Source organism: Ideonella sp. A 288, from assembly GCF_002198735.1.
Lineage (GTDB): Bacteria > Pseudomonadota > Gammaproteobacteria > Burkholderiales > Burkholderiaceae_C > Pseudaquabacterium.
The window spans coordinates 34967-54322 of sequence record NZ_MWLO01000128.1; the positions used below are offsets into that span (position 1 = coordinate 34967).

24 protein-coding genes are annotated in these 19356 nt (G+C 69.5%); 13 read left to right on the top strand and 11 right to left on the bottom strand.

Features of this window, described 5'->3' with window-relative positions; all coding sequences use genetic code 11:
• Positions 1 to 68 precede the first annotated feature (68 nt).
• From hemF to EOINJALH_RS16535, 8 genes are all read left to right on the top strand, one after another.
• Positions 69 to 923, top strand: a complete 855-nt coding sequence (gene hemF / locus EOINJALH_RS16500; protein ID WP_234413896.1) for an oxygen-dependent coproporphyrinogen oxidase — start codon at positions 69 to 71, stop codon at positions 921 to 923.
• A complete protein-coding gene (gene nadD / locus EOINJALH_RS16505) occupies positions 920 to 1543 on the top strand; it encodes a nicotinate-nucleotide adenylyltransferase (RefSeq protein ID WP_234413885.1) in 624 nt (207 codons plus the stop codon). The genes hemF and nadD overlap by 4 nt, the downstream gene beginning before the upstream one ends.
• A complete protein-coding gene (gene rsfS, locus EOINJALH_RS16510; protein ID WP_088281991.1) occupies positions 1544 to 2398 on the top strand; it encodes a ribosome silencing factor in 855 nt (284 codons plus the stop codon). It abuts the gene before it with no gap.
• 16 nt (positions 2399 to 2414) lie between these two features.
• Complete coding sequence (gene rlmH / locus EOINJALH_RS16515) at positions 2415 to 2885, top strand: 23S rRNA (pseudouridine(1915)-N(3))-methyltransferase RlmH (RefSeq protein ID WP_088281993.1); 471 nt, start codon at positions 2415 to 2417, stop codon at positions 2883 to 2885.
• Positions 2886 to 2947: 62 nt separating this feature from the next.
• Positions 2948 to 3568, top strand: coding sequence for a nucleoside triphosphate pyrophosphatase (locus EOINJALH_RS16520; RefSeq protein WP_088281995.1), 621 nt, complete (start codon positions 2948 to 2950; stop codon positions 3566 to 3568).
• A gap of 9 nt (positions 3569 to 3577) precedes the next feature.
• Entirely contained in the window at positions 3578 to 5071 is a 1494-nt protein-coding gene (rng, locus tag EOINJALH_RS16525) for a ribonuclease G (RefSeq protein WP_088281997.1), read from the top strand.
• Positions 5072 to 5377: 306 nt separating this feature from the next.
• Positions 5378 to 6097, top strand: a complete 720-nt coding sequence (locus tag EOINJALH_RS16530; protein ID WP_234413886.1) for a thermonuclease family protein — start codon at positions 5378 to 5380, stop codon at positions 6095 to 6097.
• 96 nt (positions 6098 to 6193) lie between these two features.
• Positions 6194 to 6508: a cupin domain-containing protein gene (locus tag EOINJALH_RS16535; protein WP_310732312.1), complete on the top strand. Its 315-nt coding sequence runs from the start codon at positions 6194 to 6196 to the stop codon at positions 6506 to 6508.
• A gap of 48 nt (positions 6509 to 6556) precedes the next feature.
• Here the strand turns inward: EOINJALH_RS16535 and EOINJALH_RS16540 are convergent, their stop codons facing one another.
• The 6 genes from EOINJALH_RS16540 to EOINJALH_RS16565 all read right to left on the bottom strand — a co-directional run bounded on the left by EOINJALH_RS16540 (position 6557) and on the right by EOINJALH_RS16565 (position 12133).
• Complete coding sequence (locus EOINJALH_RS16540) at positions 6557 to 7432, bottom strand: aldo/keto reductase family oxidoreductase (protein WP_088282001.1); 876 nt, start codon at positions 7430 to 7432, stop codon at positions 6557 to 6559.
• A 4-nt stretch (positions 7433 to 7436) separates the two neighbouring features.
• Entirely contained in the window at positions 7437 to 8021 is a 585-nt protein-coding gene (locus EOINJALH_RS16545) for a peroxidase-related enzyme (RefSeq protein WP_088282003.1), read from the bottom strand.
• A 196-nt stretch (positions 8022 to 8217) separates the two neighbouring features.
• A complete protein-coding gene (locus EOINJALH_RS16550) occupies positions 8218 to 8829 on the bottom strand; it encodes a Crp/Fnr family transcriptional regulator (protein ID WP_234413887.1) in 612 nt (203 codons plus the stop codon).
• Positions 8830 to 8948: 119 nt separating this feature from the next.
• Positions 8949 to 9626 (bottom strand): helix-turn-helix transcriptional regulator, encoded by a 678-nt coding sequence (locus EOINJALH_RS16555; RefSeq protein ID WP_144290053.1) that lies wholly within the window; start codon positions 9624 to 9626, stop codon positions 8949 to 8951.
• Positions 9627 to 9851: 225 nt separating this feature from the next.
• Complete coding sequence (locus tag EOINJALH_RS16560; protein ID WP_088282009.1) at positions 9852 to 10388, bottom strand: hypothetical protein; 537 nt, start codon at positions 10386 to 10388, stop codon at positions 9852 to 9854.
• A gap of 56 nt (positions 10389 to 10444) precedes the next feature.
• Positions 10445 to 12133, bottom strand: a complete 1689-nt coding sequence (locus EOINJALH_RS16565; protein WP_088282011.1) for an electron transfer flavoprotein-ubiquinone oxidoreductase — start codon at positions 12131 to 12133, stop codon at positions 10445 to 10447.
• Between the two features lie 190 nt (positions 12134 to 12323).
• On the opposite strand from EOINJALH_RS16565, the gene EOINJALH_RS16570 reads away from it, so the two are divergent.
• From EOINJALH_RS16570 to EOINJALH_RS16580, 3 genes are read left to right on the top strand one after another with little or no spacing between them, the layout of a single operon-like run.
• Entirely contained in the window at positions 12324 to 13106 is a 783-nt protein-coding gene (locus tag EOINJALH_RS16570) for an SDR family oxidoreductase (RefSeq protein WP_088282013.1), read from the top strand.
• 29 nt (positions 13107 to 13135) lie between these two features.
• The gene (locus EOINJALH_RS16575; RefSeq protein WP_088282015.1) at positions 13136 to 13804 is read left to right on the top strand and encodes a YceH family protein; all 669 of its coding nucleotides are present in this window, start codon (positions 13136 to 13138) and stop codon (positions 13802 to 13804) included.
• A gap of 2 nt (positions 13805 to 13806) precedes the next feature.
• Positions 13807 to 14229, top strand: coding sequence for a thioesterase family protein (locus tag EOINJALH_RS16580; protein WP_088282017.1), 423 nt, complete (start codon positions 13807 to 13809; stop codon positions 14227 to 14229).
• 15 nt (positions 14230 to 14244) lie between these two features.
• On the opposite strand, the gene EOINJALH_RS16585 is transcribed toward EOINJALH_RS16580, so the two are convergent.
• Both EOINJALH_RS16585 and EOINJALH_RS16590 read right to left on the bottom strand, forming a co-directional pair.
• Positions 14245 to 14808 (bottom strand): PAS and helix-turn-helix domain-containing protein, encoded by a 564-nt coding sequence (locus tag EOINJALH_RS16585; protein WP_088282019.1) that lies wholly within the window; start codon positions 14806 to 14808, stop codon positions 14245 to 14247.
• Positions 14808 to 15236 (bottom strand): PaaI family thioesterase, encoded by a 429-nt coding sequence (locus EOINJALH_RS16590; protein ID WP_234413888.1) that lies wholly within the window; start codon positions 15234 to 15236, stop codon positions 14808 to 14810. Before EOINJALH_RS16590 ends, EOINJALH_RS16585 begins: the two co-directional genes overlap by 1 nt.
• A 98-nt stretch (positions 15237 to 15334) precedes the next feature.
• On the opposite strand from EOINJALH_RS16590, the gene EOINJALH_RS16595 reads away from it, so the two are divergent.
• Positions 15335 to 16054: a CoA transferase subunit A gene (locus EOINJALH_RS16595; RefSeq protein WP_088282021.1), complete on the top strand. Its 720-nt coding sequence runs from the start codon at positions 15335 to 15337 to the stop codon at positions 16052 to 16054.
• A 3-nt stretch (positions 16055 to 16057) separates the two neighbouring features.
• Positions 16058 to 16696, top strand: coding sequence for a 3-oxoacid CoA-transferase subunit B (locus tag EOINJALH_RS16600; RefSeq protein ID WP_088282023.1), 639 nt, complete (start codon positions 16058 to 16060; stop codon positions 16694 to 16696).
• A 41-nt stretch (positions 16697 to 16737) separates the two neighbouring features.
• On the opposite strand, the gene EOINJALH_RS16605 is transcribed toward EOINJALH_RS16600, so the two are convergent.
• The 3 genes from EOINJALH_RS16605 to EOINJALH_RS16615 are packed head-to-tail and all read right to left on the bottom strand — an operon-like array spanning position 16738 to position 19288.
• Complete coding sequence (locus EOINJALH_RS16605; RefSeq protein WP_088282025.1) at positions 16738 to 17511, bottom strand: FadR/GntR family transcriptional regulator; 774 nt, start codon at positions 17509 to 17511, stop codon at positions 16738 to 16740.
• Between the two features lie 8 nt (positions 17512 to 17519).
• On the bottom strand, positions 17520 to 18797 hold the full coding sequence (locus EOINJALH_RS16610) for a TRAP transporter large permease (protein WP_088282027.1): 1278 nt from the start codon (positions 18795 to 18797) through the stop codon (positions 17520 to 17522).
• Positions 18794 to 19288, bottom strand: a complete 495-nt coding sequence (locus tag EOINJALH_RS16615) for a TRAP transporter small permease (protein WP_088282235.1) — start codon at positions 19286 to 19288, stop codon at positions 18794 to 18796. The genes EOINJALH_RS16610 and EOINJALH_RS16615 overlap by 4 nt, the downstream gene beginning before the upstream one ends.
• Between the last annotated feature and the right edge of the window lie 68 nt (positions 19289 to 19356).

Below are 19356 nucleotides of genomic sequence, written 5' to 3' on the forward strand. Positions count from 1 at the left end.
AGACCGACTTGGACACGACCGCGATTCGCAGCTACCTGCTCGGCCTGCAGCAACGCATCGTCACGACGATGGAACAGGTGGACGGCAAGCCCTTCGCCACCGATGCCTGGACCCGCGAACCCGGCGGCCGGCTCGAGGGCGACGGCAAGACCCAGCTGGTGGAAGAGGGCGGGCTGCTCGAACGCGGCGGCTGCAACTTCAGCCATGTGAAGGGTTCGGCGATGCCGCCCTCGGCCACGCAGCACCGCCCCGAACTGGCTGGGGCACCGTTCGAGGCCATGGGCGTGTCACTGGTTTTCCACCCGCGCAACCCGCACGTGCCCACGGTGCACATGAACGTGCGCATGTTCGCGGCCCGGCCGGTGGGACGCCAGCCGGTGGTGTGGTTCGGTGGCGGCATGGACCTGACGCCTTACTACGGGGTCGAGGCCGATGCTGCGCATTTCCATCGCACCTGCCGCGATGCCTTGCTGCCCTTCGGGCCTGAACTTCACCCGCGCTTCAAGCGCTGGTGCGACGAGTACTTCTTCCTGAAGCACCGCAACGAGCCGCGCGGTGTCGGCGGCGTGTTCTTCGACGACTTCAGCGAGCTGGGTTTCGGACGCAGCTTCGAGATGCTGCGCGCGGTGGGCGACAGCTTCCTGCCGGCCTACCTGCCAATCGTCGAGCGCCGCCGCGACACGCCCTACGGCGAGCGCGAGCGCGACTTCCAGGCCTATCGGCGTGGCCGCTATGTCGAGTTCAACCTGGTGTTCGACCGTGGCACGCTGTTCGGGCTGCAATCGGGCGGCCGCACCGAGAGCATCCTGATATCGATGCCGCCGGTGGTGAAGTGGCGCTACGACTGGGCGCCCGAGGCCGGCACACCCGAGGCGCGGCTGTACACCGACTTCCTGGTGCCGCGGGACTGGGCCAACGCGTGACGCTGTCGACCGGGCGCAGGCGCCGCATCGGGGTGCTGGGTGGCAGTTTCGATCCGCCGCACCTGGCGCATCTGGCGCTGGCGCATGTGGCGCTCGACACCCTGCAACTCGACGAGCTGCGCTGGCTGCCCGCCCGCGCGCCCTGGCAGAAGGCCGGCCGCGACATGGCCCAGGCCAACGACCGCGAAGCCATGGTGGCCGCGATGATCGCCGACGAACCGCGCTTCGTGCTGGACCCTCGCGAACTGCACCGCGACGGCCCCACCTACACCATCGACACCGTTCGCGAGCTGTGCGCGGACGAGCCCGATGCCGACTGGTTCCTCGTCATCGGGCAGGACCAGTACGGCCGTTTCGACACCTGGCGCGACTGGCGCGAACTGCTGTCGCGCCTGACGCTGGCCGTGGCCGCCCGGGAAGGGCAGCGGCCCCAGGCGCCGCCGGCCGTGGCGTCGATGCCACACCGAGTGGTGATGCTCGAACTGCCCAGAATCGACATCGCCGCCAGTGACATTCGCGTGCGCCGGGCCGCCGGAGGCGAGATCGTCTCGCTGGTGGGCGAGCCGGTGGCGCGCTATATTGACTCTCACGCCCTCTACACCGGGCAACCCAGGAGCTGAATGGACATCCGCAAGCTGCAGCGCGCCATCGTCGATGGCCTCGAAGACGTGAAGGCGCAGAACATCGTCGTCTTCAACACCGAGCACCTTTCACCGCTGTTCGAGCGCGTGATCATCGCCTCGGGCACCAGCAACCGACAGACCAAGGCGCTGGCCTCGAGCGTGCGCGTGGCCGTGAAGGGGGCCGGCCTGCCGGTGCTCAGCACCGAGGGCAGCGACAACGGTGAGTGGATCATCGTGGACTGCGGCCCCGCCGTGGCCCACATCATGCAACCGTCGATCCGCGACTACTACCGCCTCGAGGAGATCTGGGGCGGCAAGCCGGTGAAGATGAAGATCGGCAGCGACGAACCCAAGGGCCTCGTCAAGGCCTCGGCGGATGCCATGGACGACGAGCCCGCGCGCAAGCCTGCGGCCCGCAAGTCCGCCGCAGCGAAACCCGCTGCGAAGGTGGCAGCCCGGTCGGGTGCCAAGCCCGCGGCAGGCCAGTCCGCTGCGGGCAAACCGGCTGCGCGCAAGGCGGCGCCTGGCAAGGCGGTGGCCGGCAAGGGATCGGCGCCGGTCGTGACGTCGATGTCGGGCACGGTGGGCAAGGCGGCCACGTCGTCCCGGTCGACCACCGCAGCCAAGAAGTCGGCGATCCCGTCGAAGCAGGCCACGGCGGCCGTCAAGAAGGTGGTGGTGGCGGCCAAGAAGACGGCGCCGTCGCGCAAGACAGCACCTGCCAAGGCGCCTGCCCGGGCGCCAGTGGCCCGCAAGGCCGCACCGACCAAGGCGGCACCGGCGCGCAAGACCACCGCGGCCAAGCGGCCGGCCAACGGGTCGACCGCGCGCAAGAAGCCCAGCCGCGGCTGACGGCGCGGCGGCAGGCATGCGGCTGGCGCTCGTGGCCGTGGGCCAGCGGCCGCCTACCTGGGCCGAGGCGGCCTACGAGGACTTCGCCAAGCGGTTTCCGCCCGAACTGCGGCTGGAATTGAAGGCCGTGAAGGCCGAACCGCGCGGCAGCGGCAAGACGGCCGCCCAGATGATGGCCGCCGAGGCGCAGCGCCTGGAGGCCGCCATTCCGAAGGGCGCGCGCCGCGTGGTGCTCGACGAGCACGGCAGCCGGCTGACGACGGTGCAACTGGCCGACCGGCTGCGCTTCTGGCTGGGCGACGGCCGTGACGTGGCGCTGCTGGTGGGCGGGCCCGACGGGCTCGACAGCACGCTCAAGGCCAGCGCCGACGAGACGCTGCGCCTGTCCGACCTGACCTTGCCCCATGCCTTCGTGCGCGTGCTGCTGGCCGAGGCGCTGTACCGCGCCTGGTCGGTCACCGCCGGGCACCCGTACCACCGCGAGTGAGGTGCCCAGAGGGCGCCGCCGCCACGGGCCGTGCGCGGCCGCGGCGGGCACAATCCGCGGCCATGCCCGCCGCCGACCGCATCCACCTGGCTTCGCAGAGCCCCCGCCGCCGTCAACTGCTCGACCAGCTGGGCGTCGCGCACGACCTGCTGCTGCCCGGCGACGATGAAGACGCCGAGGCGCTCGAGCATGTGCTGCCGGGCGAACTGCCGGCCGACTACGTGCAGCGCGTCACCGGCCTGAAGCTCGATGCCGCCCGGCGGCGCCAGCGCCGGCGAGGCGGCGCGGCGCTGCCCATCCTGTGCGCCGATACCACCGTGGCCGTCGGCCGCCGCATCCTGGGCAAGCCGGCCGATGCCGCCGAGGCCGCAGCGATGCTGGGCGCGCTGTCGGGCCGCACCCACCGCGTGCTCACCGCCGTCGCCCTGGCGTCTGGCCGCCGGCGATGGACGGCGCTGAACACCTCGCATGTGACGGTCGCGCCGCTGTCGCGGCAGGCCATAGCCGCCTACGTGGCCAGCGGCGAGCCCTTCGGCAAGGCCGGTGCCTACGCCATCCAGAGCCAGTTCGCCGGCTGGATCGTGCACATCGACGGCAGCCATTCCGGCATCATGGGCCTGCCCTTGTACGAGACGGCCGAGTTGCTTCGGCAGGCGCGCATCCGCTTCGGGCAGACCGGCTAGGATGCGCCGATGCACGACATCCTGATCAACTGGGCTCCGCAAGAGACACGCGTCGCCATCATCGAGAACGGGGCCGTGCAAGAGCTGCACATCGAGCGCACGCTCGAGCGCGGCCTGGTCGGCAACATCTACCTGGGCAAGGTGGCGCGGGTGCTGCCCGGCATGCAGAGCGCCTTCATCGACGTCGGCCTGGAGCGCGCCGCCTTCCTGCACGTGGCCGACCTCCACGCCGGTGGCCACCACCATGGCCATGCCCCCCCGCATTCCGCACGCGGCGACGTGGTGGTGCAGGTGCCGATCGAGCGCCAGGTGTTCGAGGGCCAGACGCTCATGGTGCAGGTCATCAAGGACCCGATCGGCACCAAGGGGGCGAGGCTGTCCACGCAGATCAGCATCGCCGGGCGCATGCTGGTGTTCCTGCCGCAGGACAAGCACATCGGCATCTCGCAGAAGATCGGCTCGCCCGAGGCGCGCGAGGCCTTGCGCGCCCGCATGCACCGCCTGGCCGGCCCGCCCGACGACAGCAGCGGCGGCTTCATCCTGCGCACCAACGCCGAGGACGCCAGCGACGAGGCCCTGGCCGACGACATCGCCTACCTGCGCAAGACCTGGAATGCCATCCGAGCGCAGGGCCTGTCGCAGCCACCCGGCACGCTGCTGCACGAAGACCTGAACCTGGCCGAGCGCGTGCTGCGCGACCTGGCCAACGACGCCACGCAGACGATCCGTATCGACTCGAAGATGCAGTACGACGACCTGCAGGCCTTCGGCGCGCTGTTCACGCCGTCGTCGGCGGCCAAGCTGGAGCACTACAAGGGCGAGCGCCCGATCTTCGACCTCTTCAACATCGAGGAGGAGATCGCCAAGGCGCTGGCCCGGCGGGTCGACCTGAAGAGCGGCGGTTACCTCATCATCGACCAGACCGAGGCGCTGACCACGGTGGACGTCAACACCGGCGGCTTTGTCGGTGCGCGCAACTTCGACGACACGATCTTCAAGACCAATCTCGAGGCCGCAGGCGCCATCGCACGCCACCTGCGCCTGCGCAACCTGGGCGGCATCATCATCGTCGACTTCATCGACATGACCCGCGAAGAACACCAGCAGGCGGTGCTGGCCGAGTTCAAGAAGCAGCTCAGCAAGGACCGCACGAAGGTCACCGTCAGCGGCTTCACCCAGCTGGGGCTGGTGGAGATGACGCGCAAGCGCACCCGCGAGAGCCTGGCCCACATGCTGTGCGAGCCATGCCCAACATGCCAAGGACGTGGCCAGGTGAAGACGGCGCGCAGCGTCTGCTACGACATCCTGCGCGAGATCTTGCGCGAAGCCCGCCAGTTCAGCCCCAAGGAGTTCCGCGTCATTGCCAGTGCGTCGGTGGTGGAGATGCTGCTCGACGAGGAAAGCCAGCACCTGGCCGGGCTGTCCGATTTCATCGGCAAGCCGATCTCGCTGTCGGCGGAACCGTCGGTGAACCCGGAGCAGTACGACATCGTGCTGATGTAGCCAACGCCGGGTGACCACCGGGTGCAGGCCGCGGACCGTTCGCATCGGCGCGGGCCGGGCAGCCCACCGAACCGTCACGCCCGGACACCGTGCCGCCACGGTGGGCGCATAGACTGATCCACCTTCCCAATGGCCCCGTCGGCACAAGGCCGCGTGGCATGGCCGATGCGTCCTGCTGTCCAGCCTTCCCTCCGCTCCTCTCCTGTCGACCGCGCGGTGGGCCAGTGGCCGACGGGTTCGCAGGCTGGCGACACGGTCGGCCGGACGCAGTGTCGGCAGGGCGCACCCTGGAGGCGGCTGCTTGCCGTGTTGGCCTGCTGGACAGCGCTGGGCCCGGCCGAGGCCGCGCGGCCCCCGGCGGCGGCCGTCGTCGGCCATGTCACCCGCGTGATCGATGGCGACAGCCTGTGGTGGCAGGCGTCGCCGACGGCCAAGCCGGTGGAGGTGCGCCTGGCGCACATCGACGCACCGGAGATCTGCCAGGCCTGGGGGCCGCAGGCCCGCGCGGCGCTGCAAGACCTGGTGCTCGACCGACCCGTCAGCCTGCGCGCGGTGGGGCGGGACGACTATGGCCGCACGTTGGGGGTGCTGCACACCGAGGGCATCGACGTCAACCTGAAGATGGTCGAGGAGGGCCACGCCTGGAGCAGTCGCTGGCGCTGGGACCGGGGGCCGCACGTCAAGCACGAGCGCATGGCGCATGCGCTGCGGCGGGGCCTGCACGGCGAGGGCGGTGCGGTGATGCCGCGCGACTTTCGGCGCGAGCATGGGCCTTGCGTTCCGGGTGACGGTGCGGCGGGTCGCGCCCGGTCGGCCACACCCGGCGCCGCGGTGAGCGGATCGGCGGCCCCGCCGGCCAGCGGCCGGTCGACCAGCCGTCCGGCGGCCTACCGCTGCGACGGGCGCACCCGCTGCAGCCAGATGACGTCGTGCGAGGAAGCGACCTACTTCCTGCGCCATTGCCCCCGGGTGACGATGGACGGCGACGCCGATGGCATCCCTTGCGAGGAACAGTGGTGCCGTTGACCGCCGACTGAGCGCAGAATCAGGCTGTGGGGCGGCCGGCATGCCCGGCGGCCTGGAACGCATCACTGGAGGTGTGCAATGGCGATGGAGCATTCATTGCCCGGCCAAGCGGTCGACGTCGGCCCGCTGGGGGCCCGGCTGCGAGACAGCCAGACCACGGCGCTGCTGAAGGCGGGCCAACTCGAGATCATGCGGGTGGTGCTGGGCGCCGGCAAGGAGATGCGCGAGCACCGCGCGCCCGGCGAGATCACGCTGCAGTGCATGGAGGGTCTGATCGAGGTGCGCACCGGCGGCTCGACGCTGTCGCTGCGCCCGGGGCAACTGGTGCTGCTGCCGGCCAAGGCGCCGCATTCGGTGCGGGCGCTGGAAGACTCGTCGGCGCTGCTGACGATGTGCCTGCGCACGGTCTGACCGGCCGCCCGGGCGGGGCCGCGTGGTCCTGCCCCCGGTGACGGGTCGTCAGGGCACCTCGTGCCCTGCGCCGGCCTGCCACAGCCGATACCACTGCTGTGCGTCCAGGCGCAGTTCGGTGGCGGCCATGGCCTCGCGGGCCATCTCGATCCGGCGCGAGCCGATCACTGGCCGGGGCCGGCTGGGGTGCCGCATCACCCAGGCACACAGCAGCGTGGTCCAGCCCACGCGAAGTTCATGGCCGAGCGATTCGAGTTCTGCCCGCACCCGTTGCGCGGCGGGTTCATCGCTGGTGAAGATGCGGCCACCGGCCAGTGGCGACCAGGCCATCGGGCGCAGGCCCAGGTCCTGGCACTGGTCGAGGGTGCCGTCGTGCAGCGGGTCGCGGTGCAAGGGCGAGAGCTCCACCTGGTTGGTGGCCAGCGGGCAGTGCCGGTGCAGCAGCGCCAGTTGCGAGGGCGAGAAGTTGGAGACGCCGAACTGCAGCACCTTGCCGGCGGCGCGCAGGCCGTCGAAGGTGGCCGCCAGTTCGCCGGCGTCGAGCAGCGCATCGGGGCGGTGGATCAGCAGCAGGTCGAGGTGGTCGGTGCGCAGCGCGCGCAGCGAATGGTCCACCGAGGCCTGCACGTGCGCGGCCGAGGTGTCGTAGTGCTTGACCACGTTGCCCAGCCGTGCCGGCGACACCATCCGGATGCCGCACTTGCTGACCAGTTGCAGGCGGCGGCGCAGCGCCGGCGCAAGCGCCAGTGCCTCGCCGAACAGGCCCTCGACGGTGTAGCCGCCGTAGATATCGGCGTGATCGAAGCTGGTGATGCCGAGGTCGAGGTTGCCCTCGATCCAGCGCAGGCGCTCCTGGGCCGACCAGCCCCAGGCGGCCATGCGCCATGCCCCGGCCACGACGGGTGACAGCGGCAGGTCCATCATCGCCTCACTTCTTGTCGCGTGGCAACCGGCCCATCAGGTAGAACTCGTCGTTGGGGCGCATGCCCGCCACGTTGGCCATGCGGTTCGACAGGCCGAAGAACGCGGTGATGGCGGCGATGTCCCAGATGTCGTCGTCCGAGAAGCCGTGCGGGCGCAGGCGTTCGAAGTCGGCCTCGTCCACCGCGGCCGAGTCGTTGCACACCTTCAGCGCGAAATCGAGCATCGCGCGCTGGCGCGGCGGGATGTCGGCCTTGCGGTGGTTGACGGCCACCTGGTCGGCCACGAGCGGCTTCTTCTCGTAGATGCGCAGGATGGCGCCATGCGCCACCACGCAGTACAGGCACTGGTTGGCGGCCGAGGTGGCGACGATGATCATCTCTCGCTCGCCCTTGGTGAGCGAACCGGTGTCCTTCAGCAGCAGCGCGTCGTGGTAGGCCATGAACGCCCGCCATTCGGCCGGGCGATGGGCCAGCGCGAGGAAGACGTTGGGCACGAAGCCCGCCTTGGCCTGCACGTCGAGGATGCGCGCGCGCAGGTCATCGGGCAGGTCGCTCAGTTCGGGCACGGGGTAGCGGCTGATGGGGGGCATGGCGGGGTCTCCTGTGGTGATCGCCAGCAGAAGGGTACTCGGCTTTGCGGTGGCGGCCCATCCGGCCACCTCGCCCGACCTCCGAGGACCTGATCCGGATCATCCCGCCTGGAGGCGGATGGCGCAGGGGAGACGACGGCTGCCCCGGGCGGTCTCGGGTCGCCCGCAGCCTCGACCAACCCACCAGCGCCCGGCGTCAGAACCTCACGGGCAAGGCTCGCCTGATCGTCACCCGGTGCGCGCTCGTCTCGATGTAGGCGCCGGACTCCAGTTCCTTCATCACCCGGCTGACCATCGGCCGCGTGCAGGCCAGTGCATCGGCCATGTCCTGGTGCGTGATCGGCCCGACCACCCGGGTGCCATCGGACTGGAGCGACGCCCGGCTGTTCAGCAGCCAGATCACGCGGCCGTACACATCGTTCAGTGCCACGGCGCGCAGGCTCAGCGTGGCCGCGCGGGCGCGCCGGATGACCTTCGACAACAGCTCGAAGGCGAACTCCGGGCACTCGGCGATGTGGCGCTCCAGGGTGGTGCGCGTGACCACCACGCACCAGCTGGCTTCGGCCGCTTCGACGTTGGCGGACCGCGCGCCGCCGTCCAGGCTCATCTCGCCCAGGAACTCTCCGGGCAGGTACTCACCATAGGTGACGCGGCGCGAGCCGTCGTCGTTGACCGAGAAGGCGCGCAGCCGACCGCTCAGGATGATGAACAGCGTGTTGCCGACGTCGCCTTCCTGGATCAGCAGGCGGCCCTTGGGATACAGCCTGGCCTCGCCACGGGCCGCCAGCCGGCTGAGTGCGTCGCTCATCGGCACGTTGGTCAACTCGGGCGGAGGGTGGCTGGCGCGGCGCTGTCTCGGCATCGGTGGACGTGGAGCGCGGCAGCGTGCCGCTCGTCGCCCGATGTTAGGTGGCGCCCGGCGCGGTGTCACGCACGCGCGCGTATGCGCCGGAACAGCGGGGGCAGCTTCGTCACCTCGAGCACCAGGTCGCCCACGCTCGGCGCGCCGGTCTTGTCGCGGATGTTGCTGATGTGCGTGCGCACGGTGCACAGGGCCACCCTCTGCGCCAGCGCGATGTCTGCAGGGCGGCGTCCCAGGCACAGCAGCTTCAGCACGCGCACTTCGGCGTCGGTCAGGCGACTCTGCCGTCCGAACGCCTCCACGCTGAGATCGTCGCAGGCACTGCGCCGGCCGACCACGAGCATGGCCCCGGCACGGGGGCCGATGGCGGGATCGCTCATCGGGATGAAGGCCACGGTGACGGATTCGCCCTCGGCGTCGCCCAGCGTCAGCATGCGCTGGAGCCCTCGCAGGGCGGCACATTCCAGAGCCGCCCACAGCGGCGCGATGTCGCGCGAGCGGCGGGCCCGCAGCGATTGCCCCAGCAGTTGCAGCGGATGCCGGTCGTCGAGTTCCTCGCGCGCCACCTTGTTGGCGAATACGACGTGTCCGTCGTCCAGCGCGAGCAGCACGCCGTAGTCGATGACATCGAGCATGCGCGCCAGCACGCTGGCGGTTGGCGCAGCCCCCTCCTGGAACGCGGCGAGGGCCGTTGCCGGATCACCGGCATCGGGAGAGTCGGAACGGTCGCTGTGGCTGTACATGGTCTGTCCTCCTGTGTGTCCGTGCCGCCGGAGTCCGCTCCGACGGCATGGCAGCAAGGCTAGGGCGACAGCGCGTCGGCAGGGGGTGCATAGACACGCACCGGCGTGTACGAAACTCACCAACTTCGGTACGAGCACCCGCGGGGGTCGGCGGGACGGTGCCCGGTGGGCAGCGGGCCGGCCGCCGACAGGCGCCGTCCCGATGGCGACGCGCGGAGACTGCCGTCAGTTCGGGCCGTCGCCGCGCCCCAGCAGCCACTGCACCGCCCACTGCAAGGTGCGGGCATCCGCACTCGCCCGGTGCCGTTCCACGTGCAGGTGCGCCCGCGCCATGGCCTTGCCGTCGGCCAGGCGGTCTGCCTGGGCGTCGGTGAGCAGCACACGCAGATGCTCGAGCTTGAAGCGCTGGCTGCGGCCGGCGGTGTCGAACAGCAGGCTCAGCCAGCTGTAGTCGTAGGCCCAGGCGTCGCTGTAGACAGTCTGGCCGTCGAGTTCTCGGTTCAGCAGGTCGGCCACCTCGGCCACCGGCCGGCCATGCTGGCGGGCCACCTCACGCCGGATGCCGTGCAGGCGCTCGGCCGACGTGTCCCAGTGGGTCCAGTCGTCGGCCGGCTGCACCAGCGTGCACAGGCCGCGCCCATCGGCCAGGGCCAGGCCGATCTCGATGGGGTAGCTGTGCCGTCCGAAGCCCGAGGCCTCGATGTCGATCACGCAGGGCGCCGCACCCAGGTTGGGGCGGTCGACAGCGCGTGCAGGCACCATCGACAGTGGCTAGCAAGTCGCCTGCCAGTGCCGCTGCGCGGTGCCTCGGCGCGGCCTCACATGCCGGCGTAGTTGGGCCCGCCGCCGCCTTCGGGGGTGACCCAGACGATGTTCTGCGTCGGGTCCTTGATGTCGCAGGTCTTGCAGTGCACGCAGTTCTGCGCGTTGATCTGCAGGCGGTCGGACTGGTCGTCGTTCTTGACGAACTCGTAGACGCCCGCCGGGCAGTAGCGGCCTTCGGGGCCGGCGAACTTGGCCAGGTTGACGGCCACGGGCACGCTGGCGTCCTTCAGTGTCAGGTGCGCCGGCTGGTTTTCCTCGTGGTTGGTGTTGCTGATGAACACCGAGCTGAGGCGGTCGAAGGTCAGGATGCCGTCGGGCTTGGGGTAGTCGATGCGGGTGTGCTGGCTGGCAGGCTGCAGCATCAGGTGGTCGGGCAGCAGGCGGTGGATGGTCCACGGCGCGATCTTCTTGCCCAGCTTGGGCAGCAGCCACTGCTCGATGCCGGTCATCAGCGCGCCGACGGTGTTGCCCTTCTTGAACCACTGCTTGAAGTTCTTGGAGGCCTGCAACTCGTCGTGCAGCCAGCTGCGCTCGAAGGCGGCCGGGTAGGCGCTCAGCTCGTCGTGCGAGCGGCCGGCGCGCAAGGCCTCGAAGGCCGCCTCGGCGGCCAGCATGCCGGTCTTGATGGCGGCATGGCTGCCCTTGATGCGGCTGGCGTTCAGGTAGCCGGCGTCGCAGCCCACCAGGGCGCCGCCGGGGAACACGGTCTTGGGCAGGCTGAGGATGCCCCCCGCGGTGATGGCGCGCGCGCCATAGCCGATGCGCTTGCCGCCTTCGATGTGCTGGCGGATCGCGTGGTGCGTCTTCCAGCGCTGCATCTCCTCGAACGGGCTCAGCCAGGGGTTCTTGTAGTCCAGCCCGGTGACGAAGCCCAGCGTCACGCGGTTGCCTTCCTGGTGGTACAGGAAGCCGCCACCGTAGGTGCTGTCGTCCATCGGCCAGCCGGCGGTGTGCACCACCAGGCCGGGCCGGGCCTTGTCGGCGGGCACTTCCCAGAGTTCCTTCACGCCCAGGGCGTAGGACTGCGGGTCCTTGCCGTGGTCGAGCTTGAAGTGGGCGATCAGCTGCTTGCCCAGGTGACCCCGCGCACCTTCGGCGAACACGGTGTACTTGCCCAGCAGTTCCATGCCCAGCTGAAAGCTGTCGTGCGGTTCGCCGTCCTTGCCGATGCCCATGTTGCCGGTGGCCACGCCGCGCACCGCACCGCGCTCGTCGTACAGCACCTCGGCGGCGGTGAAGCCGGGGAACACCTCGACGCCCAGCGACTCGGCATGCTCGCCCATCCACTTGGTGAGCGCGCCCAGGCTGATGACGTAGTTGCCCTCGTTGTGGAAGCACTCGGGCACCAGGAACGGCGGGGTGGTGGCCGTGCCGTCGCCTTCGCTGAGGAAGAGCACCAGGTCGTCGGTGACGGGTTGGTTCAATGGGGCGCCGAGGGCTTTCCAGTCGGGGATCAGCTCGTTGATGGCGATGGGGTCCATCACCGCGCCCGACAGGATGTGGGCGCCGGGCTCCGAGCCCTTCTCGAGCACCACCACCGACAGGTCCTTGCCGTCCTGCGCGGCCAGTTGCTTCAGGCGGATCGCGGTGGCCATGCCGGCCGGGCCGCCACCGACGATGACGACGTCGTACTCCATGGCCTCTCGGGGGCCGTGCTGTTCGAGGATCTCCTGGGGTGTCATTTGACGTCGTCGCAAGTCAATGAAAAAAGCATTGTAGCCAGCGAAAGCCCAAAAAAGCACGGTCGTGCTATTACGAATTGATGCGTCCATATGCACCTCGATTCGGTGCCGCTTGGCGCTCGACCGCGCCCGACCGCGTGCTATCGTGAAACCCTTCGCCCACAGACCTCAGCGTCCCGAATCGGCAGCCATGACCTACAAGATCGATCTCTCCGGCCGCGTGGCCTTCGTCACCGGCGCGTCCGGTGGCCTGGGTGCGCAGTTCGCCCGCACCCTCAGCCAGGCCGGCGCCGGCGTGGTGCTGGCGGCCCGCCGCATCGAGCGGCTCAAGACCCTGCGCGCCGAACTCGAATCCGAGGGCGGTGACGCCCATGTCGTCGAGCTCGACGTGACCGACATCGACAGCATCAAGTCGGCCGTCGCCCACGCCGAGACCGAGATGGGCACGATCGACATCCTGGTCAACAACTCCGGCGTCAGCACCACGCAGAAGCTGGTCGACGTGACGCCCGACGACTACGACTACGTGATGGGCACCAACACCCGCGGCGCGTTCTTCGTCGCGCAAGAAGTGGCGCGCCGCATGATCGCCCGCTCGCGCGGCGCGGCGCCGGGCACCTTCACCGGCGGGCGCATCGTCAACGTGGCCTCGATGGCCGGGCTGCGCGTGCTCAGCCAGATCGGCGTCTATGCGATGAGCAAGGCCGCCGTGGTGCACATGACCCGATCGATGGCTCTGGAATGGGGCAAGTTCGGCATCAACGTCAACGCGCTGTGCCCGGGCTACATCGACACCGAGATCAACCACCACCACTGGCAGACCGAAGCCGGCCAGAAGCTGATGAGCATGCTGCCCCGCAAGCGTGTGGGCACGCCGAAGGACCTGGACGTGGCGCTGATGATGCTGTGCGCCAACGAAAGCCATTTCATCAACGGCGCCGTGCTGTCCGCGGACGACGGCTTCGGCGTGTGAGCCGGCCCTTCGCCGGAGCGCGCTGAGCCATGCGCGCACTCACCCCCCTCGAGGCCCGCGTGCTGGCCGTGCTGGTGGAGAAGCAGGCCACGGTGCCCGACACCTACCCGCTCTCGCTCAACTCGCTGGTGGCCGGCTGCAACCAGAAGACCGCGCGTGACCCGGTGATCAACGCCACCGACGCCGAGGTGCTGACCGCCGTCGACGGCCTCAAGGCCTTGAGCCTGCTGTTCATCAGCAGTGGCAGCCGGGTGGCCCGATACGAGCACAACCTGGCCCGCGGCCTGGGCGTGCCCAGCCAGGCCCAGGCGCTGCTGGCGGTGCTGATGTTGCGCGGGCCGCAGACCTCGGCCGAGCTGCGTGCCAACTGCGAGCGCCTGTACCGCTTCGCCGACATCTCGTCGGTCGAGGGCTTCCTCGAAGAACTGGCAGGCAAGACACCGCCCAAGGTGCTGCACCTGCCACGATCGCCCGGCGAGCGCGAGGCCCGCTGGGCCCACCTGCTGTGCGGCGAGGTGCAGATGACGGCGCCGCGGCCCTACACGGGCGGCGATGCCGACGAGGGCGTCAGCGCCGGCGAGCTGTCGGCGCTGAAGGCCGAGCAGACCCGCATGGCCGCCGAACTCGCCGACCTGCGTGCCGTGGTGCAGCGCATGGCCGCCGAACTGGGCATCGACACCACGCCCCCGCCGGCCTGAGCATGCGCTTCGACATCCCCGAGCAGAAGAAGCTGACCTTCGAGATGGTCATCCCCATCCGCTGGGGCGACATGGACGCGATGGGCCATGTCAACAACACCGTCTACTTCCGCTACCTCGAAAGCCTGCGCATCGAATGGTTCAGCAGCATGGGCTGCGTGCCCAGCGAGAGCGCGCAGGGCCCGATCATCGTCAACGCCTTCTGCAGCTTCATCCGCCAGCTCGAGTACCCCGGTGACGTGCTGGCGCGCCACTACACCGGCGCCCTGGGCCGCAGCACCATCGACACCTACGCCACGCTCGAGCGCACCGACCAGCCCGGCGTGGTCTATGCCACCGGCGGCGCCACGGTGGTCTGGACCGATTTCAAGGCGCAGAAGTCGGTGCCCCTGCCAGACGCCATCCGGGCGCTGCTGGCACCCTGACGCTGGCGGTGCGGCTCAGCCCGCCAGCAGCTTGTTCACCAGTTCGGGCGTCGTCGACGCGCCCACCTTGCGCATCAGGCGAGCCCGGTAGACGTCCACGGTGCGTGGGCTGATGGCCAGCTTCTTGCCGATCAGTTTGCTCGTCAGGCCGTCGATCAGCAGCGCCGCGATCTCGCGCTCGCGGGCGGTGAATTCCACCTTCAGCTTGCGCCGCGACGACAGGTCCTCGAAGGCCCAGATGCCGGCGGCGTGCGGTTCGCGCGGGTCCAGCGCGCGTCCGCTGACATGGCACCAGAACAGCTCGCCGCGCTGGGGCCCGTCCACCCGCTTCATCACGCGGTCGTCGGCGTACCAGCCGCGGGTGTCCAGGCTGGCAACGATGCGGGCGCCGGTGCGCTCGAACTCGTCGTGCGTGGGGTAGAGCACCTGGAACGACTGTCCGACCAACTGGTCGCGCTGGGCACCGAACATCGCCAGCACCTGCTGGTTGCAGTCGACGATCTGGCGCTGCCGCGACATCACCAGTCCGATCGGCGCCAGGTCGAACGCGGTGCGGTAGTCCAGCGCGATCGGTGCCATCACAGCAGGGCGTAAGTGGTGGTCGAATGCGCGGCGAGCCGCCCCGACGCATCGTGCACCTCGATCTCGCCGAAGGCCAGGCTCTTGCCGAGCCGCAACACGCGGGCAATGACGCGGGCCTCGGTGTCGGTGCCCGGCACGGGGCGCAGGAAGCTGGTCTGCAACTGCACCGTGGTCATCGGCTGGAAGCCGCCCAGCTGGCTGGAGACGGCCAGCACCATCGCCGTGTCGGCGGCGGCCATCAGCGTCTGCCCGCAGACCACGCCGCCGCCATGCACGTGGCGCGCGGTGACGGGCAGGGCGAGGTGCACCTCGCCCGGGCGCACCTCAGCAACACGCAAGGCCAGATCGCGCACCCAGGCGGCGAACAAGGGGCTGTCCAGCATCTCCTGCAAGCTGGACAGACTCATGCCGACGGGATCTGCCATCAGGGGCTCCGAAGTATTTAGGCAATTCTACGTATCCCCTACGTAATGCCGTAGGTAGTACCCTTCGCCCCTTCGGACACATTGCGGAGTTCCCCGGCATGAACAAGATCTACCCCAGCGCGGCGGCGGCCCTGGCCGGCATCGTGCATGACGGCCAGTTGCTCGCGGTCGGCGGCTTCGGGCTGTGCGGCATCCCCGAGGCACTGATCGAGGCACTGAAGGATTCGGGTGCCAAGGGCCTCACCGTCATCAGCAACAACGCAGGCGTCGACGGTTTCGGCCTGGGCAAGCTGCTCGAGACGCGGCAGATCAAGAAGATGATCTCCAGCTACGTCGGCGAGAACAAGGAGTTCGAGCGCCAGTACCTGGCCGGCGAACTCGAGCTCGAGTTCACGCCGCAGGGCACGCTGGCCGAGCGCCTGCGCGCGGGCGGTGCCGGCATCCCGGCGTTCTACACCCGCACCGGTGTGGGCACGCTGGTGGCCGAGGGCAAGGAAACGCGCGAGTTCGACGGCCATGTGTACGTCATGGAGCGTGCGCTGCTGCCCGACGTGGCGCTGGTCAAGGCCTGGAAGGCGGACAAGAGCGGCAACCTGGTGTTCCGCCGCACCGCGCGCAACTTCAACCCGGCCGTGGCGATGGCCGGCCGCATCTCGGTGGTGGAAGTGGAGGAGATCGTCGAGACCGGCACCTTCGACCCCGATGCGGTGCACCTGCCGGGCATCTATGCCCACCGCCTGGTGCTGAACGCCACGCCCGAGAAGCGCATCGAGAAGCGCACGATCACCGAAAAGTCGACCGAAACGAAGGGAGCCTGAACCATGGCCTGGACCCACGACCAGATGGCCGCGCGCGCGGCCAAGGAACTGCAGGACGGCTTCTACGTCAACCTGGGCATCGGCCTGCCGACGCTGGTGGCCAACTTCGTCGACCCCAGCATCGAGGTCTGGCTGCAGAGCGAGAACGGCATGCTCGGCATCGGCCCGTTCCCCACCGAGGACGCCGTCGACGCCGACCTCATCAACGCCGGCAAGCAGACGGTGACCACCATCCCCGGCTCCAGCATCTTCGGCTCGCACGAGAGCTTCGCGATGATCCGCGGCGGCAAGATCAACCTGTCCATCCTGGGCGCAATGCAGGTCAGCGAGAAGGGCGACCTGGCCAACTGGATGATCCCCGGCAAGATGGTCAAGGGCATGGGCGGCGCGATGGACCTGGTGGCCGGCGTCAGGAGCGTGGTCGTGCTGATGGAGCACGTGGCGCGCAAGAAGGACGGCGGCTTCGACCTGAAGATCCTGCCCGCCTGCACACTGCCGCTGACGGGCGTGGGCGTGGTCGACCGCATCATCACCGACCTGGCGGTGCTCGACGTGACGCCGCATGGCCTGAAGGTCGTCGAGATGGCGCCCGGCGTCACCCGCGACGAGTTGCAGTCGAAGACGGGCGTGCCCTTGCAGTGAGGCTGCGGCGCCTGGCGCGGCCGGGTTGACGCGGCGCCGCGTCAGGGCGCCTGTCGTATGACCAGCGGCTGAGCCAGCCGCGCGCCCTGCTGGCGCCAGAAGGCCGGGTCGGCGCTCTCGATGCGGCGGATGGCGTTGTCCATGTGACGCGCCGCGGCCGCCCGGGCCGCATCGGCATCGCCGGCCTCGATGGCCTGCACGATGGCCGCGTGCTCCTCGCGCACCTGCTGCGCGAAGTCGGCCCGGCGGGCCTCATTGGCCCGCGTCACCCGCGTGGCCCCCCGTAGGAACTGCGCCAGGTAATCCAGGGTGTCGATCAGGAAGGGGTTGCCCGCGGCGTCGGCCATGGCGCGGTGCAGGCGCACGTCCTCCTCCACACCATCGCCGCCGGCCTGCACGGCACTGTCCAGGGCCGCCACCGCCTGGCGGATGCGCCGCAGGCCGGTGGCGGTGCGGCGCTGCGCGGCCAGCGCCGCCACCTCGGATTCCAGCGCGCGGCGCACCACCACCATCTGCACCACCGCCTGACGCGAGCCGGCGTGCCGCGGATCGAAATTCAGGGGTGCGATCGCCGGGCTGGCGCAGACGAACACGCCGCTGCCCTGGCGCGAGTCGACCAGCCCCTGCGACTTGAGCCGGGCCACCGCCTCGCGCACCACGGTGCGGCTGACCTGGAACTGCTCCACCAGCCGGGCCTCGGTGGGCAGCTTGGCGCCCGGTGCGAGCGTGCCGTCGCGCACCTGTGCCGCCAGCTGCTGCGCTACCTGCTCGGACAGGCGGGCGCCACTGGTGACCGGGGACAGACGCGAGGCCATGTCGGGGGCTACTTGGCGTAGACCAGGTCGCGCAGGAACAGCGACAGCGACGGCACATAGGTCACCACCATCAGGCAGGCCATGATCACGCCGACGAAGGGCAGCAGGTGCACGACGATGCGGTCCAGCGAGATGCGCGCCACGGTGCAGGCCGCGAACAGGTTGACGCCGAAGGGCGGTGTGATCATGCCCATGGCCAGGTTGACCACCATGACCATTCCGAAGTGCACCGGGTCGATGCCGAAGTGCATGGCCACCGGCGCCAGGATCGGGGCCAGCACGATGATGGCGGCGCTGGTCTCGATGAACATGCCGATCACGAACAGAGCCGCATTCACGCCCAGCAGGAACATCGTCGGCGATTGCAGCACCGCTTCGAGCCAGCGGCCGATGGTGTCGGGCACGCCGGCGCGGGTGATCAGGAAGGCGAACAGGCCGGCGTTGGCGATGATGAACATGATGACCGCGGCCGACAGCACCGACTTGCGCAGGATGCCGTAGAGGTCGCCGAGGCCGATCTCGCGGTAGATCACCATGCCCACGACCAGCGCATAGAACACCGCCACCGCGGAGGCTTCGGTGGGCGTGAAGATGCCACCGTAGATGCCGCCCAGGATGATCACCGGCATCATCAGCGCCCAGCCGGCCTGCCAGGTGGCGCGGCCGACGGACAGGCGGCCATCGCCATCGTTCTTGCCCCAGCCCTTCCATTTGCAATAGGCCCACACGAAGGCCATCAGTGCGCCGCCGATCAGCAGCCCCGGCCCGAAGCCGGCGATGAACAGTTCGCCGATCGAGACCTCGGCGCTGACGCCGTACAGGATCATCGGGATCGACGGCGGGATGATCACGCCCAGTTCGGCGCTGGTGGCCTGCAGCGCGGCCGCGTAGGACGTGGGGTAGCCATGTTTGATCAGCGCCGGGATCAGGATGGCGCCGATGGCGAAGGTGGTGGCCACCGACGAGCCCGACACCGCGGCGAAGATCATGCAGGTGAGCACGCAGGTCATCGGCAGGCCGCCCTGGACGCCGCCCACCAGGCTCTTGGCGAACTCGACCAGCCGGCGCGAGATGCCGCCGGTTTCCATCAGGTTGCCGGCCAGGATGAAGAAGGGGATGGCCGCCAGCGGAAACTTGTTGATGGAGGAGAACATCTCCTTCACCGACAGCAGCATGTTGGCGTTGGAGGCCTGGATGCCCAGCATCGCGGCCAGGCCGATCGAGACCGCCACCGAGACGCTGAGCGCGAAGCACAGCACCATGGTCAGCAGCATGGCGGTGGTCATTGCGCGGTCTCCAGTTCATGGCGCTGCGGGTCGATCAGGTTGCCGATCAGGGCCACCACGCTGAACAACCCGCCCACCGGCATGGCCAGGTAGGCCCAGAACATCGACACCTCTTCCAGGCCGGTGACGGTCTGCACCTTGCCGCGGTTGGCGTAGTCCCAGCCCCACCAGATGATGATGCCGATGAGCACCAGCGCGGCCAGACACACCACCCCGTCGAGCACACGCCGGCCGCGTGGGCCGCTGCGCCGGTAGAGCACGTCGACGCTCACCATCGAGCCCTGGCGGAAGGCCATCGGGATGCCCATGAAGACCATCCAGATCAGCGTGAAGCGGATCAGCACCTCGGTCCACTCGGCGGGTGTCTCGAGCACGAAGCGCGTGATGATCTGGAGCATGCCCAGGCCCGAGGCCGTGGCCAGCATGGCACAGGCCACGGCCATCGACACGGCGGTGGTGATCCGTTCCACGCGCAAGAAACCGTCCTTGATGCCAGGCATCCTCGCTCCTGTGAGGTTCAATCGAAGGGGGTGCCGGCACGGCCGCAGGCCCGAAGGGC